This window comes from Niallia sp. FSL W8-0177 (assembly GCF_038006285.1).
In the GTDB taxonomy this organism is placed as follows: domain Bacteria; phylum Bacillota; class Bacilli; order Bacillales; family Cytobacillaceae; genus Niallia; species Niallia circulans_A.
Window position 1 is genome coordinate 4471138 of the sequence record NZ_JBBOUX010000001.1, and the last position, 17350, is coordinate 4488487.

Sequence of the window (17350 nt, forward strand, 5' to 3'; positions counted from 1 at the left end):
GAGGGACATACATATGTTTAAAAAACGAAGAAAGCCATTTATTCCTATTTTTTTGTTCTCTATTGTAGCCATTCTTTTACTAGCGGGTTGTTCAAGTCAGTCATCTTCGAAGGCTGATAAAGAAAAATCGGCTGATTCCAATACAGATTCATCGTATCCAATAACGATTAAGCATGCGCTTGGAGAGACTGTAATTAAGGAAAAACCTGAACGTGTTGCGACGATTGCTTGGTCTAACCAAGATGTAGCACTTGCGCTTGGCGTTGTACCTGTTGGTTTCTCAGCAGCAAATTATGGTGTTCAAGATGATAGCGGAATGTTACCTTGGACTGCAAAAAAACTTGAAGAGCTAGGTGAAAAAAATCCGAATATTTATCAAGATACAGATGGCATAGACTTTGAGGCGATTTCTGATTCTAATCCAGATGTCATTCTTGCAGCGTACTCAGGACTTACACAGGAAGAGTATGATACTTTAAGTGAAATTGCTCCTGTTGTTGCATATCAAAAAAACCCTTGGGTTGCTTCTTGGCGTGAACAAGTAACGTATAATTCAATGGGGATGGGTATGGAAGAAGAAGGGAAGCAGCTTATTGCAGATACAGAAAAATTCATTGCAGATAAAGCAAGTGAGTTTCCTGAATTGAAAGGGAAAAAAGCAGCATTTGTAAGTGTTAATGGTGCTGACTTATCCAAGTTTTATATCTATTCACCAACAGATCCACGGGGGGAATTCCTTACAGAGTTAGGGATGGAATACCCGGAAAGTATTACCAGTCAAATTAAGGATCCAACTAGTTTCTATTTGGAAGTAAGTTCTGAAAATGCAGACATATTAAATGATGTAGATATTTTTGTATCGTATGGAAATGATAAAACACTTGCCGCTTTACAAAAAGATCCGATTTATGGAAAGATTCCAGCTGTACAGCGAGGGTCTGTTGTCATTATCGAGGATAATACGCCACTTGCAGCAGCCGGAACACCAAGTACACTTTCGATTGAATATACGCTCGACGAGTACCTAAAATTACTCTCAGAAGCTGTAAGTAAAGTGAAGTAAATGGAACAGACATCCGTTTTAAAAAATAAGCAGTTATTAATACCGAGAAAATTTATTAGCGTATTAGTAATTTCTATTATCTTAGTCGGTATAAGTATATTGGCGTCTCTTGCTTTTGGATCTCGCACTGTTGGCTGGAATGAAATACTGGATGGATTATTCCATCCGGAAGTACAGTCTCACGGAGCAAATGTTGTCCGCCAAAGAATTGCTAGAACTGTATTTAGTTTGTTGTGTGGTGCTGCATTGGGAGTTTCTGGTGCTCTTATGCAATCCGTCACTCGTAATCCGATTGCAGATCCTAGTATATTAGGAGTAAACACAGGTGCAGCTCTATTTGTTGTTTGTGGGATATCCTTTTTCCATATTGGCACTGCTGGTCAATACATTTGGTTTGCATTAGTAGGAGCAATCTTAACTGCCATTTTTGTATTCGGAATTGGTTCGATGGGGAGTGGCGGTGCCACCCCCCTTAAACTCGTTTTAGCGGGAGCAGCGACAAGTGCAGCTTTATCCTCTCTTGTAATGGCTATTATGATTCCGCGTTCCAATGTTATGGATCAATTTAGATTTTGGCAGGTGGGAAGTGTTGGTGCTGGAAATTGGGATTCTATCTCTATTTTCATTCCTTTTCTCCTTATAGGCATTCTAATCGCCTTGTTCTCTGCCCCGGGCTTAAATGCTTTGGCCTTAGGGGATGAAGCAGCAAAGGGATTGGGTGTGCGGACCGGCACACTTAGACTTGTTGCGGCATTTGGAGGGGTCTTATTGTGTGGGGCAGCAACAGCTCTAGCGGGCCCAATTGGTTTTATAGGTTTACTTGCAACCCATGTGATCCGTCTTATTATTGGTCCTGATTTGCGCTACATTATTCCAATGTCCGCTCTAGCAGGAGCGATTATACTAACGATTTCAGATGTGTGCGGCCGGATTATTGGCAGTCCCGGTGAACTGGAAGTGGGCGTAGTTACAGCCTTTATCGGGGCACCAATTTTAATCTTAATAACTATGAAAGCGAAAATGCGTACGTTATGATGAATGAATCAATGAATCTTATTATGGTAGGTAGAACAAGAAGACGTCGTCGTTTTATTATTGTGACTTGTTTGTTAGCAATCATTGCTTTTGCTTTATGCTGCATGATGCTTATGCTGGGAAATACGATTTATCCAGTTGGGGATGTAATTAGTGTTTTACTAGGCGAGCAAGTGAAAGGAGCCTCTTTTGCGGTCGGAACAATCCGTTTTCCAAGGATGGTGGCTGGTGTTTTTGCTGGTTTTGCTTTTGGTATTTCGGGACATGTGTTTCAAACAATGCTTCGTAATCCTCTAGCAAATCCAAATGTTATTGGAATAACAGCTGGCTCAAGTGCCGCTGCGGTATTTTGTATCATCGTTCTTCATGCAAGCAGTACTTTTGTCTCCATTGCTTCTATTATTGGTGGATTAGCTACAGTCCTGGTTATTTTTCTATTGTCGAAAGGAACTTCTTTTTCTATTGGCAGGTTAATATTGATAGGTATTGGCATACAGGCAATGCTAAATGCCGTAATATCCTATTTATTGCTAATTGGACAGCATCATGATGTTCCGACAGCAATGAGATGGTTAAGTGGTAGTTTAAATGGGGTGAAGATGGAAAATATTTACCCGCTTATGATTACTGTTCTTCTTTTGGCACCTATCATTATCTTACTTGGAAAGCGACTCGATATGTTAGAGCTTGGCGAACAAACTGCCGCATCACTAGGCATCAACACAGATAGAACAAGAGTTGTACTGGTTATTAGTTCGGTTCTAATCATTGCGTTAGCTACTGCTACCACTGGACCGATTGCATTTGTTGCATTCCTTTCGGGCCCTATCGCTAAACGATTAGTTGGAATAGGATTTTCTAGTGTTATTCCAGCAGGTCTGGTGGGAATCATTTTGGTTTTAGCATCTGACCTTATTGGACAGTTTGCATTTGTCGCTAGATACCCAGTAGGTGTGATCACTGGTATTCTAGGTGCACCATACTTAATCATGCTATTAATTCGAATGAATCGAAAGGAAGAATTGTAATGGATAAGATACATGAGTTTCGAGCGGAAATGTTAACAGCAGGCTATGAAGGCAAAACGATATTGCAAGATATTGAGCTTGAAATTCCGAGTAATAAAATTAGTGTGATTATCGGTGCAAATGGCTGCGGAAAATCAACGCTTTTAAAAACACTATCCAATCTTATTAAGTCTTCCTCTGGCAGTATTGCACTCGACGGAAAGGCAATTAGTAAATTTCCGCCAAAACAATTAGCACGCATTCTCGGTATTTTACCACAATCTCCTATTGTACCAGAAGGAATAACAGTAGCAGATCTAGTTGGGCGAGGGAGATTTCCTCATCAAAATTTCTTTAGTGGCTGGTCTAAGAAGGATTATGAAGCAGTTGCAGAAGCAATGGAAATTATGAAGATTACAGAATTTGCTAATCGAAATATTGATGAGCTCTCAGGTGGTCAGAGACAACGTGTCTGGATTGCAATGGCACTTGCTCAGCAAACAGATATTTTATTTCTTGATGAGCCAACCACTTTCTTAGATATCACCTATCAAGTGGAAATATTAGATTTACTGACAGATCTTAATCGAAAATACGGTACAACGATCGTAATGGTCCTGCATGATATTAATCTTTCGGCACGATATGCAGACTATATTTTTGCACTGGAAAAAGGCAAGCTTGTAGGAGAAGGGAAGCCAGCTGATATCATTACAAGTAAGTTGGTTAAAGATATCTTTGGACTTAATTGTACGGTGATTAATGATCCGGTCTCAGGAACTCCTTTAGTTGTGCCGAAGGGCCGATATCATGTTAATGCATAGGTTTATGATGAGAAAGCCTTCAAGTATATGAAAACTTGAAGGCTTTTTGTGTCTATATACCGGACGATCTTAACACTGGCAATAATACTTTATTTTGGAAATAATATTGTTTCTTTTGGGCATATTACATGTTATATGCCAAATCTTCTTTAAAGGATGATTATTTATGTCCATCGCTATTATGTCACTGTTAGCATGTATAGTATTGATTGTATTTGCTATTGTTCCTAAAGGTTTAATGCTTACGGAAATTGTTTTTTTGTACTTTATTATTGCAATTTTAACAATTACGATATTTACAATATTAGATGTTAATTTGCACTGGGTCCCTCTTACTCGCACGGTAGAAGGTTCATTTGCTATGTATATTTGTCGCTTTATTGTGATTCCATTTCAAATTCTCTTGTCAATTTGCATACTTTGCTCTTCTTGGAAAATAAAATGGCGATTACTATTTTCCGGGATTATTGTATTATTCTTATGTTTGGAGGATCGGATATATATATGGGCAGATCTTCTTGCTTTCGAGAATTGGAATCAGTTATATTCTGCTCTTTTGTATGTTATATCAATAGTCTTAGTATGGTGGATAGCCCGATGGTTTATTGGCCTAGATAAAGGAGAGTTGGAAGAAAAATGAAAGAATTACATTATGATTTTCATTTTAATTTAAATGAGTGGAGTATCCTTATCTCGATCTTTTTGGGATTTCTATTGGTGATATTGCTCCCAAGACGTTTTACTAAAAAGACGATGAGTATATACCTCATGTGTGGTGTTTTTTTTGGTTTCATTTTCGACCATACGTTAAGTATTTTACCAGTGCGGTATTATATAATAAATGACAGTTCTTCTTTTGAGATAATGGACTTCTTTTCCCATGTGATGTATGCCCCGATAAGCTACCTTTTCTTTTATCTATATGATCTCTTCAATATTAAGCCCCATTTTACGCTGTTATACATTTTAGGCTGGGCCCTTGTGAGTGTCGCGATAGAAAGGGTTTGTGGCATGATAGGGATTTTTCATTATCAACATGGATATACGATTTATTATTCCTTTGTTATTTATTTATTAGTTATTAGTATTTGGGTTATCTTTTACAGATTGATTAAAGAACATGGGGAGAAACAATATTAGCCGAATTCCGTTTAGATTTTTCCTAATCGTTTGTATGAAAAAAGCGTAAATATGCGTCATGATTAGAAAAAGGAAGAAGAAGAACGAGAATAGGTTCTTACTGCTTATTATTGCGCTAATTTTGTCCGAAATGGCTCTTTACAAATCTATATACAGAGGAGTAAGATACAAAAAAATAAGTATATCGCTGAATCCTCAACTAGAGGAACGGGGGACCCAATTTTTTGTGATAAAACACTTGGGGTGAATCCTTTTTGTAAAAGGTAGGGTTATTCTTAGACCCGAATCCGACTGCTAACTTCGTAAGCGTTTAAAGAAGGAGAATCGATACTTGTGTTCATGGATGGAAGATTAATGAACCACAGGGGGATACCTCTGTGGTTTTTGGTATGCCGATATTTTAGAGTTGGTAAGACTATGGTAACGGAAGGAAGAAGGGGAAAAAATGAGGTTTCCTAAGAAAAAGGATATAATTGCTTTAAATCCACCTCAGATTCTTATTTTTGTTTTTTTAGCTTTTACTTTGCTAGGGACAATGCTTTTGAAGATGCCCTTAGCTACAACAGGAACCATAACATGGACGGATGCTCTGTTTACGTCGACTTCTGCGATGACGGTTACAGGTTTGGCTGTTATTGATACGGGTGGTTCATTTACTTTGTTTGGAGAAATTGTAATTTTATGCTTAATCCAAGTTGGTGGATTAGGAATCATGACGTTTGCTGTTTTAATTTTTATGACATTGGGAAGAAAAATTGGCTTTAAAGAGCGGCTGTTGATCCAACAGGCTCTCGGTCAAACATCCATTGGCGGAATTATAAAATTGGCAAAACAGTTGTTCTTATTTTCTATTACTCTGGAGACTATTGCGGCAGTTCTTCTAGCGATTAGATGGGTTCCAGAAATGGGGTGGCAAAAAGGGGTCTATGCTGCTATATTTCACTCTATTTCCTCTTTTAATAATGCTGGATTTTCGATTTGGCCAGATAACTTATCTAGATATGTGGCAGATCCAGTCGTAAATATCGTTATTTCGCTTCTATTTATTATAGGAGGAATAGGTTTTACTGTTATATTTGATCTTTGGAAAAAATCAGAGTTTAAAAAACTAACCCTTCATACTAAGATAATGGTAGTTGGAACAATTGTAATTAATGTTGTTGCTGTGCTGCTCGTATTTGGCTTTGAATATGATAACCCTCAAACATTAGGAGATCTATCTTGGAGTGGTAAGATTCAAGCTGCTTATTTTCAAGGAGTGGTTCCAAGAACGGCAGGCTTCAATACAGTTGATATTGGAGGACTAAATGAATCTACCTTGTTTTTTATGATTTTGCTTATGTTTATTGGAGCAGGAAGCGGGTCTACTGGAGGAGGGATTAAATTAACAACTTTCCTTGCAATGGTATTTTCTGTTCTATCGTTTTTAAGAAACAAAGAGGATATTGTCATCTTTAATCGATCAATAGATGATCGAACGGTTGTTAAATCTTTAGCCATTACTATTATTAGTCTGTTTGTAATTTTTGTTGCCATTTTTATTTTAGACATAACTGAGAAAGACGCAAGATTCCTTGCTATTGTATTTGAAGTAGTATCTGCTTTTGGAACATCAGGATTGTCGATGGGGTTAACATCAACGTTAACGATGGCAGGGAAGTTTGTCATTGTCCTTGTTATGTTTGTTGGGAAAATTGGCCCTTTAACCTTGGCCTTCTCGTTAGCAAAACCAAATAAATCAAAGATTCGTTTTCCGAAAGAGGATATTTTAACAGGATGAATAATAAAGGGGACTGTTTTCAGGAAGAAAACAAGCCCCTTTTTTAAGAAGTATAACCAATTAAGAAACTGATAAATAATATTATTAATACTATGGCTGTTATTCCAACATATAACCAGTCCTTTTCTTTATAGAAAGCATAACAGGATATTCCAACTCTTAATACAGGGGTTAGGATTAAACAAAAGAGACCTAGCATAATAATGGCAAATGGTTTAAAGGCAGCAACCCCAATAAAAATATCTTTAAAATTAGTAGGGAACGTTTCCTTATAACCAGAGTTATTTGTAATCAAATAAGTAATAATGCCTACTAAAATAATCAGTGCAGAGACAAGAACCCCGAATCTAAGTATTTTTCCGATTGTTGCCTCAATAATGACTAATTCTTCTTCAGAAGTTTGTTCTTTTTTTTGTGCTTCCATTAAAATTTCACCCCAAACCCTTCAAATATCATTTGAACACCGATATAGCATAAAAGTGGAATAAAGATAATTCGGATCCATTTTGCTGGTAATATTTGCATTACTTTTGCTCCAATTGTGGATCCAATTAATACCCCAATAGCAACGGGAGCAGCAACTTCTGGTAAGATAGAGCCGTTGAAAAATAATACAGTTGCACTTGCAGCAGCAGTAACTCCCATCATTAGGTTGCTAGTTGCGCTAGAAGGCTTGAGTGGCATTTTCATAAAGGTATCCAATGCCATTACTTTAAAGGCACCACTGCCAATCCCTAGTAACCCACTAGCCAATCCTGCCCCAAACATCACACTAAATCCTGCTGGGACTTTTTCGACTTGATAATCAATTTGTGTCTTTAGGCTTTTATCATAATATGTATTATTTAGTTTTAGCCTGTCCGATAAATAGTCAGGTTGTGCCTTTTTTAATACTTTTTCTCCTGAACGGAGCTTTTGTACCATATTGATCGCTGAGTAAAGTAAGAAAGAACCAAATAAAATAAACATAAGAGTTGGCGAGAGAATGCCTACTAAAATTGCTCCTATGATCGCTCCAGCAGTAGTAGCGATCTCTAAAAACATGGCTACGCGAATATTGAGCATTCGATCCCTTAAGTATGCTACTGCTGAACCTGAACTTGTTGCAATAACTGATATTATACTTGCTCCAATCGCATGGTGGATATCAAACCCAAATCCTAGTGTTAGAACTGGAGTAAGAATAATCCCTCCGCCTATTCCGAGGATAGAGCCCAGAAGCCCGGCAAAAATACAAATAAAAAGAAGTAAAATGAAAGTTAGCATTACATAGCCTGTTTTTTCCTAGTAATTTTAGTTTGCTTAAAAACTAAATAAGCTTTAAAAAAGAGTGAAATGCAACGAATTGATTTCATTTCATCACTGAATTAGAGATTGTTCGTCTTTATCCAATATATATTATGTTTTTTCCCATCCTCTTGTTTTAACTGATAATAAGTTTTACTAGAATAATATTTTTTGGTAGAACAAGAGATTTGAATGGTGAAACACTTTTTTTATGCTTGCAGATTTCCCTATATAGTTTGTGTACAACGAGAGTGAGAAAAGAAAATTAATAGAATTCCCTAGCATATTTTGTCAGAAAATATGCTATTATTATTTTATTCATAATACAAAGAGAACTTATTTAAAACACTATGGGGGAATAAGATGAAGACCTGGGTACTACAGAAATTATATTGGATCATACCAGGGGTGCTGATTTTATTAGGACTGTTTTTATTATTTGTTGAAAATTTTTCCAATGTGACGGCGCAACCAGAGCCAGATTGGAGCAGAGGATTGTTAGTTGGACAATCTGAAGTAAGTAAACTGCCGGCAATCAAGGAAACGGAGGATGGGCATTACTTGTTCTCCTTCTTTCAGGAAAATAAATTAAAGACGGCTATCATGACCGATGATTTTCGGATCGAGGCAGAGAAATATTATGATATACCTGCAGACAAATGGACACAAATATATCAGGGAAAAGACGAGCTTATTTATTTTGATTATAAAAATATATTTGACCAAGATAAAACACAATTAGTTGCGGATGTTGCGGAGTTTTTTCCGCTCGAGAAAACCATTCTTTATATAAAAGAAAATAAGCTTTTTCAATTAAATCCTGAAACCAAACAAACGTCGGAAATTATGGATATTGATCTAGAAAAGGAAAAGTTAGCGGTAGAGGAAAATGCGGATGGCGTTCACCTTCTGTTATTTGCAAAGGAGAAGGGCAATGTTGATCTTGCTTTATCTCGAGTCCAAGATGGGAAAGTTAACTACCTATATGAAACAAAGATAAAGGTTGATCCTGGGAAAATAGTAAATGGCATATCTTTTACGTTTGAAGATCAAAAACTGGCGTTATTGCTTCAAGAGGAATTAGAATTAACGCAAGGGAAACCAGAGTTTTTTAACTATTATGCAGAAATTGATATTACAAAAGGACAAGAGGCTGCGCAATATGAGTTAACGTTCCAAGACCCTGCAAGGGAGAATGGAGAGTTAACAGAAATTTCGGATGTTGCCTTTACCTTTAGGGATGGAAAGCCGCGTCTGCTATTTAAGGCGAATGGTTATACAGAAACGAAATATAATGAAAAGACTGGCTTCAATATTTATGAATCGGAAATAGGCGAAAACGGAAGTACCAAGACGGAGCGACGCAGCAATACAGCCGCGATATCGACGATTCCACAATGGTTAGATGAAGATATGATTGCATGGATGGATTTACATGGAGATGACAATAAAGTCTATGTTTCTTCTAATGAACTTACAAAAATAAACAAGCAAATAAAACATTCTTCTGAGGATTGGCTGCAGGCATTAGGCAAGACATTTGGAATGATTTCCACCTCTTTTTTCGCTTTTGCACTTTCCTTTATATGGTTATTGTGGCCAATAGCATTTGTTATCTTTATGTATCTATTTTTTAGTAGAAAGGTTGATTACAATCCACCTTGGATTTTCTATACTGGCATTGGAATCTATTTAATCGCAGCGGTTATATGGAAGGATCGTTTCTTTGTTCCGAATATACTTGCAACCGCACCTAAGTACCTAACATTTACGGGCAGTACTTATTTTTATCTGTTATTATTTGCGGTTATTTCCTATTTTTTATCCATATTAACAAAACGTATCAATGAATGGACAGGTACACCGAGGATTATCTATTTTGTGGGTGTACACATTATCTTGTTAACTGTATATTTTGGTCCGTATATTATTTATTAGAAAGGAGAGGTTTTTATGAACTTATTAGAGGGATTTTTATAACGAGATTACAGCAGGATTCGTGCCCCTCCAATTATAAATAGAAGAATAGAATCATATAAATAATTTATAATTGGAGGGATAGTATGAGAACAGAGAAGCAAATGTTAGATTTAGTGTTAAAAGTGGCAAATCAGGATAATAGAGTAAGAGCTGTTTGCATGAATGGCTCGAGAACAAATCCAACAGTACCAAAGGATGCTTTTCAGGATTTTGATATTGTTTATTTAGTAGATAATATGGAATCTTTTTTGAATGAGCCTAACTGGATTGATGTTTTTGGGGAACGAATCATTATGCAAACCCCAGAGGATTCCACGCTTTTTCCCGCAGAGCTAGGTGGAAGATTTTCTTATCTTATGCTATTTACGGATGGGAACCGCATAGACTTAACCCTTGTTCCGCTGGAGGAAAAGAACAAGTATTGTCAGGAGGATGGGTTGACGGTGATTCTATTAGATAAAGACAATAGTCTCCCTTATATGCCCCCTAGTACAGATAAAGATTATTGGGTGAAAAAGCCAGCTGCCGAACAATTTTCTGACTGCTGTAACGAATTTTGGTGGGTCTCGACCTATGTGGTTAAAGGGTTATGGAGGCAAGAAATTCTTTATGCGATTGACCATATGAATACCATAAGAGCGATGTTGTTAAAAATGTTGGAATGGAAGGTTGGCATGGAAACAGATTTTTCCCTTAGCATAGGAAAAAACAGTAAGTACTTAAAGCGGTATATCGATGATGATACGTGGGAAAGGCTCATGCATACCTATCCGAGTGGAGATTATAATCGAGTCTGGGAATCGTTATTTTCTATGACAGCATTATTTGAGAAAATCGGATTAGAAGTTGGCAGAAAGATGGGATTTCTTTACCCTTTAGAAGAGGCGGAAAGGGTGAAAGCCTATTTAAACCATGTTCGTCAATTGAATCCTAATGCAACAGAGGTATATTAAAGGTAATAGGCGGTTTTTATGCATCAGCAGAGACCGCCTTTTGATATGGGAAGCTTTAAATAAAAAGCTGAATATCAGATTTTAAAGCATCTTTAAGGTAAACCTTGGCGTCGACAATTTCGACTTCAGGATAAAATTCTTCTTGCTTAAATCCAAGTATATCAACTGATAATTTGCAGGCAAGAAACTTAACGTGTTTTTTTCTTGCCCCTTTTAAGAAAGCTATAAGTGGTGGGGCCTCTTCCTCCTCAAGCATTTCCTTCATCATTATTTTACCTAGACCAGCATAATTCATTTTGGATAAAGGAAGCTGCTCTACGTCTTTAGGTTGGAAGGTGTTAAACATTTTTTCATAGAAGGATTTACCTTCCAAATCGATTTTTTCGGGGTCGCGAAGTAATAAAAGCCCCCAAAAAGTGAAAAACATGGTTACTTCCACATCTATTTCCCGGGCACTATTAGCTAGAATTAAACCAGCCATTGCTTTATCGTAGTCCCCGCTAAACATTAATACGTTTAACTTTTGTTCCATGGGAAAATTCCTTTCTTGTTTTAGAATATCTTTAGCTTTCATCAAATTGTTTTGGATATACGAATTTCACTATATTGTCATTTTTACGGAAGAGATTAAAAAAAGCGAATATAATAGGAAGGTGATGAGCAGTCATGCTATTTCGAAAATTTACAGCAAATGATTTTGAGTTGTATTACCAATTAGTTTCTAATGAGCGAGTGATGGCCCAGATTACAGAAAGAGCTATTCCGTTAGAAGAGGCAAAGATTGACTTTGAAAAACTATTAATCCGCAATGACAAGAATCAGCTCTTTGGATCCTATGCTTTTTTTCAACCAGACTCAGAAGTATTTATCGGGCTTGGCCATGTGACTTTAACGGAGCAAGAGCTTGCTGAAGCAGAGCTTGGCTATATGCTTTTGCCAGAACATTGGGGGAAGGGATATGGCGGTATGGTTGCGGATAGATTAATGTCATTAGTGAAACAAACAGATCTAAAGGTAATAAAGGCAATTATAGATCCTGCTAATATAGCCTCGAGAAAAATATTAGTGAGTAAAGGATTTACTTCGGCATGGATTGGAGAAATAGAAGGCCTGCCAGGAGAGATTTTGAAGAAAGTTCTTTAATAGTCTAGAAGGTATTATGTGAAAATTCATTTAAAAAGTTGTTGTGTACTTTTAAACGTTCCCGTATTATCTAATTTATATGTATTTATAAAGGAGTATTAGATTTATGCAATCAAGAATTTCTTTTTCAACTTATGCTCTAATTGGGACGATGCTTTTTGGTATGTTTTTTGGAGCGGGAAATTTAATTTTTCCTATTCAGCTTGGACAGCTTGCGGGAACAAACTTTTGGCTTGCGCTAGCAGGCTTTTTAGTAACGGCGATTGGGCTTCCTTTTCTCGGTATATTAGCAATTGGATTATCAGGAAGCAATGGTCTGCGCGAGCTTTCAAGTCGCGTTCATCCAGTATTCGGATTTCTCTTTTCGTTATTTCTATATTTAACGATTGGTCCATTCTTTGCTATTCCACGTACAGCGACAGTTCCATTTGCAATAGGGATTGAGCCGTTTGTCGCGAATAGCCATATTGCTTTATTTTTAGCTATTTTTAGTTTTCTTTTCTTTTTACTGGTTTACTATTTTTCCTTAAATCCGGCAAAGATTATGGATGTGATCGGGAAATATCTGACTCCGGCTTTTCTGCTGTTTTTATTTTTATTAATAATAGTAAGTATTGTTCGCCCGATGGGGAGCTTTCAAGAGCCACAGGGAGCATATCTAAATAATGCTTTTATGACAGGGTTTAAAGAAGGATATAACACCATGGATGCTCTAGCATCTCTTGCCTTTGGGATAGTGGTGATTAATGCTATCAAAGGGAAGGGAATTATGGACGTAAAGAGTATTGCAAAAACGACATGGAAATCAGGAATATTTGCCATGCTGCTAATGATGCTTATCTACGGATTTATCACTTATATGGGTTCTTCTAGTGTACAAGCTGTAGGAACTTTTGAAAATGGCGGACTTATCTTTGCTGCAGTAGCTAAGCATTATTTTGGTCCTTTTGGCGGCATTTTGCTTGCGGTTATCATTGTGCTTGCCTGTTTAAAAACAAGTATTGGATTAATAACGTCTTGTAGTGAATTTTTTCATGAAGTATTTCCGAAGATTGGCTATAAGACTTTTGTGCTTAGTCTATGTGTTGTTTCTTTCTTATTTGCCAATTTAGGCTTAAATAAAATTATACTATTTGCAGTACCTGTGCTCATGTTCTTATACCCTTTAGCAATTATGCTTATCATACTTGCTCTTTTTTCGCGATTATTCAAAGGCAAGCAAAGTGTGTACCTAATGGCAATGGTGCTAACATTCTTTGTAAGTATATTGGATGGCTATCAAGCACTTGTAAAAAGCATCCCAGAAGCTAAGCTTGGCTTTTTTGAGGAGATTGGGCATTTTTACGAGAATATTCTCCCCTTTTACGAAATAGGGTTAGGCTGGATTTTACCTGCCCTTATTGGTACGGTGATTGGATATTTCATTCGTAAATAGTACGTAGAGGGACGGTTCTCCTGCATTCCATAGAGGAAGCGGGAGAACCGTCTTTTTTGTTTAGTAGTCAATAAATCAAAGAAATTAAGGGCTGATTCAATATTGATTTATCATCTGCTGAATTCTCCTTTTTATTTCCTTTCTTATGTCTGTGGGTTCGATTACTTCTAAATAATTTCCATAGGATAATAGGTAGCTGTATAACCATTCCCCTTTTATATGAGAGGTGGAAATGATATGATAACCATCCTTTTCTTTGGAAATATCCTTTTCCTCAAATTCATCATAAATCCGATAACTGGCTCTGGAACTAATTTTGAGCACTAAGTCTGCCCATTCTAAATAATCCCCATCCAAAGAATCATTTAAAAGTAATTCTTCCGTTTTTTTTATGTTGTCATAAATTTCATTAGTTAAAGCTATATTAGACATACGGTTTATTTTAAAAGTTCTATTCGCCGATTTTTCTAGGCAAAAACCTTCTAAATACCAGGCTTTATCCTTAAACAATAATTTTTCCGCAAGAATTCGCCGTAAGCTCTTTTCCCCATTCGAATTGATATAGTGAAAAGAGAGGACATGACGCTCTAGAATGGCTTGTCTAAAAAGAGAGAAGTATTCCTTTCTTTTTGTATCACTGCCCCATGATGAAAAATCTACCTCAATCCACTTAGTTTCGCTTTTTTGAAATAGATGACTTAGTTTCGCTAAAATATCGCTTGTATCTGGATAATTAGTGGCAGATAGACTTTGCAGGGAAAATAGTATTTCATCCTGCTCTTTGTCTAAAAGGAGTGATTTGTTGAGTACAAACTGATCCATCAAGGTAATTCCGCCTCCTTTACCTTGCATTGTATAAATAGGAATGCCAGACTCCGTAAGGACTTCAATATCGCGGTATATAGTTCGCACAGAAACTTCAAGTTTATCGGCTAGTTCGTTAGCCGTGATCATTTTTCTTTCTAGCAAAATATAGATAATTTGAAACAGTCTACTTATTTTCATGGAAAGCCTCCTTATTTGAGGAATATAAGAGAAACAGAAGAACTGTCCCTCTGTCACCATTTTAATGGTGGTTTATCTAATTGAGCTTCTATTCCTAATTCTTCGGCTGCTGTTAATAAAGGGAATTTACCTTCTAGCGTTTATCCTATATATAACGGCTAGGTAGAATAAAATTATACGGGTAAATCTATTTTTTTAGTTAAGTGTATCATCCAAAGAAAAGAGAAGCGAGAAGTGGTATCAAAATATGACATACTGTTGTCAGGTTAATTGGATTATACTAAAGAATAAGAATAATTTATTTAAAGAGGATGGTTTGATGGAAACTAGATGTGCCTGGGCAAATTCCAGTGATTTAATGCGAGAATATCATGATAAAGAGTGGTGTATTCCAAGTCATAATGATCGATATTTGTTTGAAATGCTTGTACTAGAGGGAGCACAAGCTGGATTGTCTTGGTCAATCATTTTAAAAAAGCGAGAAGCATACAAAAAGGCCTTTCATGATTTCGATTTAGAATACTGTGCAAACCTAACAGAAACAGAGTTGGAAAATATCCGAATTAATACAGAGGTTGTGAAACATCCGTTAAAGATTAAATCAGTTAAAAGCAATGCCTTAGCAATGATAGAAATACAGAAAGAATACGGAAGTTTTGCTGAATTTTTATGGTCTTATGTAGATGGAAAACCAATCATATCAAATTGGCAGTATGACAACGAAATACCAGCGCAAACTGACCTATCAAAGAAGGTCAGCAAAGATTTGAAAAAAAGAGGGTTTAAGTTTGTAGGACCTATAACTATCTATTCCTATCTACAAGCAGTCGGAATAGTCAACGACCACATAACTAGCTGTGCTTTTCATAAAGAATAAAGGAAATCGAGGAAGTTCTCCTGTTTCTGAAAGTATTTCAAGCTTTTAAACAAACTGGATAGGGATCTTACAAAAAGTATATAGGGAAGCTTGACTAAACCAGCGCTTTTCTTTTAGGAAAAATATTCAGCAGAAAACAGAAGAATTGCCCCTCTACTTCCCATTTATGGTATAATAATGTTAATTAGATGAATGGAGGGTTGCTTTAAGATGTGGAATTCTATCTCGATTGTATACTTTATGTAACTAATTTTATAGTACTTAAAGGCTCTGCCTGTGTGTAGAGTAATCGGGATTAGTTTGCCTATTTTTAAAAGCAACCTTTCATTAACGTTATTTATAATGATGTGGTGTAAAAGGGGAGAATTATGCTCTCTTTTTATTAAAATGGAATAATATTTTCTTTAGAAACCCATTTTAGGCTTAGGGTTTACTTTAAATAAATACTATTCCTCTTTCTTATTCCGATTGCTTTACACACAGGTGACCACCTGTGTGTTTTTTTATGAACAGAATGGAGGAACAGGAATGGAAGGAAAACAAAAAGCGATAGTAGTAGGCGTTCATTATGATCAGAAAGAAGACTTTGCTAATTCAATGGAAGAGCTAATTCAATTGGCAGAAGCTTGTGATATAGAAGTAGTGGGAGAGATAACGCAGAAGTTGGATCGGGTTCATTCTGCACACTATATTGGGAAAGGGAAACTGCAGGAGTTAACTGCATTGCTTGCGGAGAAGGACGTACAGGCTGTTCTTTTCAATGATGAGCTGTCTCCTTCCCAAGTTCGTAATTTAGAGGAAGCAACAGATTGCCGAATCATTGACAGGACAGTATTGATTTTAGATATATTTGCTCAAAGAGCGAAGACAAAAGAAGCGATGCTCCAAGTTGAAATCGCAAAATTGCAATATATGCTGCCTCGATTAGCTGGTTTAGGAGAATCACTAGGTCGTCAGGGAGGAGGATCTGGCCTTATAAATAGAGGGTCAGGGGAAACGAAGCTTGAATTGGATCGAAGACGGATTGAAGACAGAATTAGTCGCTTGCATAAAGAATTAGATACGCTTGTGGTCCAACGTAAAAACCAGCGAAAGATGCGAAAAAAGAAAGAGTTGCCAAGTATTGCACTCGTTGGCTATACGAATGCTGGGAAGTCGACTTTAATGAATGTGCTGCTTGAAAAATATCATGCTGCAACAGAGAAAATGGTGTTTGAAAAGAATATGCTCTTCGCAACCCTTGAAACATCAGTGCGCAATATTACATTACCAAATAATAAATCCTTTTTATTAACAGATACAGTTGGGTTTATTAGTAAATTACCGCACCAATTAGTAAAAGCATTCAGGTCGACCTTGGAGGAAGTGGCGGAAGCTGATTTGCTTATTCATGTCGTTGACTATTCTAATCCAAATTATCAAGAGCAAATCAATGTGACTAATAAGACTTTAAAAGAACTTAACGCGGAAAATATCCCAGCTATCTATGCTTTTAATAAGATAGATTTAGCAGCAGGAGATACATCGATGGCAGGAACAGATGGAGTTTACCTTTCTGCTAAAAAGCAAATAGGAATAAATGAACTAGTGGAAGCTATTTCTAAAAATGTCTTTAAGCAGTATATTTCCTGTGAAATGACTATCCCGTATGATAAAGGGAATGTACTATCCTATTTGACGGAAAAGGCAAATATCCTTTCAACAGAATATAAGGAAGAAGGCATATTCCTATCCATCGAATGCAAAGAAGAAGACTATAATCGTTATCGAGAATATGTAATATAAAATACGCAGAGGGACGTTCTACGCTTCTATTTTGAA

General features: G+C 36.6%; 17 protein-coding genes and 1 riboswitch. Of the genes, 13 read left to right on the plus strand and 4 right to left on the minus strand.

The annotated features are described in order from the left end of the window. Nucleotides 1–13 precede the first annotated feature (13 nt). The 7 genes from NST77_RS21840 to NST77_RS21870 all read left to right on the plus strand — a co-directional run bounded on the left by NST77_RS21840 (nt 14) and on the right by NST77_RS21870 (nt 6849). Nucleotides 14–1063 (plus strand): iron-siderophore ABC transporter substrate-binding protein, encoded by a 1050-nt coding sequence (locus NST77_RS21840; protein ID WP_095331332.1) that lies wholly within the window; start codon nt 14–16, stop codon nt 1061–1063. Then, entirely contained in the window at nt 1064–2098 is a 1035-nt protein-coding gene (locus NST77_RS21845; RefSeq protein WP_171509206.1) for a FecCD family ABC transporter permease, read from the plus strand. Continuing rightward, a complete protein-coding gene (locus NST77_RS21850) occupies nt 2095–3126 on the plus strand; it encodes a FecCD family ABC transporter permease (RefSeq protein WP_095331330.1) in 1032 nt (343 codons plus the stop codon). Before NST77_RS21845 ends, NST77_RS21850 begins: the two co-directional genes overlap by 4 nt. Continuing rightward, on the plus strand, nt 3126–3929 hold the full coding sequence (locus NST77_RS21855) for an ABC transporter ATP-binding protein (protein ID WP_095331328.1): 804 nt from the start codon (nt 3126–3128) through the stop codon (nt 3927–3929). The genes NST77_RS21850 and NST77_RS21855 overlap by 1 nt, the downstream gene beginning before the upstream one ends. Nucleotides 3930–4095: 166 nt before the next feature. Continuing rightward, a complete protein-coding gene (locus NST77_RS21860; protein WP_095331326.1) occupies nt 4096–4569 on the plus strand; it encodes a hypothetical protein in 474 nt (157 codons plus the stop codon). Next, the gene (locus NST77_RS21865) at nt 4566–5069 is read left to right on the plus strand and encodes a hypothetical protein (RefSeq protein WP_095331324.1); all 504 of its coding nucleotides are present in this window, start codon (nt 4566–4568) and stop codon (nt 5067–5069) included. The genes NST77_RS21860 and NST77_RS21865 overlap by 4 nt, the downstream gene beginning before the upstream one ends. A gap of 175 nt (nt 5070–5244) precedes the next feature. After that, a riboswitch (cyclic di-AMP (ydaO/yuaA leader) is annotated at nt 5245–5393 on the plus strand. 121 nt (nt 5394–5514) lie between these two features. Beyond that, a complete protein-coding gene (locus tag NST77_RS21870; protein ID WP_095331322.1) occupies nt 5515–6849 on the plus strand; it encodes a TrkH family potassium uptake protein in 1335 nt (444 codons plus the stop codon). A gap of 43 nt (nt 6850–6892) precedes the next feature. Here the strand turns inward: NST77_RS21870 and NST77_RS21875 are convergent, their stop codons facing one another. Together NST77_RS21875 and NST77_RS21880 are read right to left on the minus strand one after the other, a co-directional pair. Next, a complete protein-coding gene (locus NST77_RS21875) occupies nt 6893–7273 on the minus strand; it encodes a DUF1634 domain-containing protein (protein WP_171509207.1) in 381 nt (126 codons plus the stop codon). Further along, nucleotides 7273–8115 (minus strand): sulfite exporter TauE/SafE family protein, encoded by an 843-nt coding sequence (locus tag NST77_RS21880; RefSeq protein WP_095331318.1) that lies wholly within the window; start codon nt 8113–8115, stop codon nt 7273–7275. The genes NST77_RS21875 and NST77_RS21880 overlap by 1 nt, the downstream gene beginning before the upstream one ends. 384 nt (nt 8116–8499) lie before the next feature. Between NST77_RS21880 and NST77_RS21885 the strand changes: the two genes are divergently transcribed. Both NST77_RS21885 and NST77_RS21890 read left to right on the plus strand, forming a co-directional pair. Then, nucleotides 8500–10074 carry a hypothetical protein gene (locus NST77_RS21885; protein ID WP_341123547.1) on the plus strand — a complete coding sequence of 525 codons (1575 nt, stop codon included), beginning with the start codon at nt 8500–8502 and terminating at the stop codon, nt 10072–10074. 125 nt (nt 10075–10199) lie between these two features. Then, nucleotides 10200–11069, plus strand: a complete 870-nt coding sequence (locus NST77_RS21890) for an aminoglycoside 6-adenylyltransferase (protein WP_341123549.1) — start codon at nt 10200–10202, stop codon at nt 11067–11069. Between the two features lie 55 nt (nt 11070–11124). Here the strand turns inward: NST77_RS21890 and NST77_RS21895 are convergent, their stop codons facing one another. Then, entirely contained in the window at nt 11125–11601 is a 477-nt protein-coding gene (locus NST77_RS21895) for a DsrE/DsrF/DrsH-like family protein (RefSeq protein WP_095331312.1), read from the minus strand. Nucleotides 11602–11735: 134 nt separating this feature from the next. On the opposite strand from NST77_RS21895, the gene NST77_RS21900 reads away from it, so the two are divergent. Together NST77_RS21900 and brnQ are read left to right on the plus strand one after the other, a co-directional pair. Beyond that, entirely contained in the window at nt 11736–12212 is a 477-nt protein-coding gene (locus tag NST77_RS21900) for a GNAT family N-acetyltransferase (protein WP_095331311.1), read from the plus strand. A 106-nt stretch (nt 12213–12318) separates the two neighbouring features. Further along, nucleotides 12319–13647, plus strand: coding sequence for a branched-chain amino acid transport system II carrier protein (gene brnQ / locus NST77_RS21905; protein WP_341123552.1), 1329 nt, complete (start codon nt 12319–12321; stop codon nt 13645–13647). Nucleotides 13648–13743: 96 nt separating this feature from the next. On the opposite strand, the gene NST77_RS21910 is transcribed toward brnQ, so the two are convergent. Beyond that, entirely contained in the window at nt 13744–14712 is a 969-nt protein-coding gene (locus tag NST77_RS21910) for a helix-turn-helix transcriptional regulator (RefSeq protein ID WP_268877125.1), read from the minus strand. Between the two features lie 259 nt (nt 14713–14971). Between NST77_RS21910 and NST77_RS21915 the strand changes: the two genes are divergently transcribed. Both NST77_RS21915 and hflX read left to right on the plus strand, forming a co-directional pair. After that, a complete protein-coding gene (locus tag NST77_RS21915) occupies nt 14972–15529 on the plus strand; it encodes a DNA-3-methyladenine glycosylase I (RefSeq protein ID WP_095331368.1) in 558 nt (185 codons plus the stop codon). Between the two features lie 528 nt (nt 15530–16057). After that, the gene (hflX, locus tag NST77_RS21920; protein ID WP_095331366.1) at nt 16058–17314 is read left to right on the plus strand and encodes a GTPase HflX; all 1257 of its coding nucleotides are present in this window, start codon (nt 16058–16060) and stop codon (nt 17312–17314) included. Nucleotides 17315–17350: the final 36 nt, after the last annotated feature.

Coding starts and splice junctions, on each gene's coding strand:
- hflX (WP_095331366.1), top strand. CDS start 16,058: ATGGAAGGAAAACAAAAAGCGATAGTAGTAGGCGTTCATTATGATCAG.
- NST77_RS21915 (WP_095331368.1), top strand. CDS start 14,972: ATGGAAACTAGATGTGCCTGGGCAAATTCCAGTGATTTAATGCGAGAA.
- NST77_RS21865 (WP_095331324.1), top strand. CDS start 4,566: ATGAAAGAATTACATTATGATTTTCATTTTAATTTAAATGAGTGGAGT.
- NST77_RS21850 (WP_095331330.1), top strand. CDS start 2,095: ATGATGAATGAATCAATGAATCTTATTATGGTAGGTAGAACAAGAAGA.
- NST77_RS21870 (WP_095331322.1), top strand. CDS start 5,515: ATGAGGTTTCCTAAGAAAAAGGATATAATTGCTTTAAATCCACCTCAG.
- NST77_RS21900 (WP_095331311.1), top strand. CDS start 11,736: ATGCTATTTCGAAAATTTACAGCAAATGATTTTGAGTTGTATTACCAA.
- NST77_RS21845 (WP_171509206.1), top strand. CDS start 1,064: ATGGAACAGACATCCGTTTTAAAAAATAAGCAGTTATTAATACCGAGA.
- NST77_RS21875 (WP_171509207.1), bottom strand. CDS start 7,273: ATGGAAGCACAAAAAAAAGAACAAACTTCTGAAGAAGAATTAGTCATT.
- NST77_RS21840 (WP_095331332.1), top strand. CDS start 14: ATGTTTAAAAAACGAAGAAAGCCATTTATTCCTATTTTTTTGTTCTCT.
- NST77_RS21890 (WP_341123549.1), top strand. CDS start 10,200: ATGAGAACAGAGAAGCAAATGTTAGATTTAGTGTTAAAAGTGGCAAAT.
- NST77_RS21895 (WP_095331312.1), bottom strand. CDS start 11,601: ATGGAACAAAAGTTAAACGTATTAATGTTTAGCGGGGACTACGATAAA.
- brnQ (WP_341123552.1), top strand. CDS start 12,319: ATGCAATCAAGAATTTCTTTTTCAACTTATGCTCTAATTGGGACGATG.
- NST77_RS21910 (WP_268877125.1), bottom strand. CDS start 14,712: ATGGTGACAGAGGGACAGTTCTTCTGTTTCTCTTATATTCCTCAAATA.
- NST77_RS21860 (WP_095331326.1), top strand. CDS start 4,096: ATGTCCATCGCTATTATGTCACTGTTAGCATGTATAGTATTGATTGTA.
- NST77_RS21855 (WP_095331328.1), top strand. CDS start 3,126: ATGGATAAGATACATGAGTTTCGAGCGGAAATGTTAACAGCAGGCTAT.
- NST77_RS21885 (WP_341123547.1), top strand. CDS start 8,500: ATGAAGACCTGGGTACTACAGAAATTATATTGGATCATACCAGGGGTG.
- NST77_RS21880 (WP_095331318.1), bottom strand. CDS start 8,115: ATGCTAACTTTCATTTTACTTCTTTTTATTTGTATTTTTGCCGGGCTT.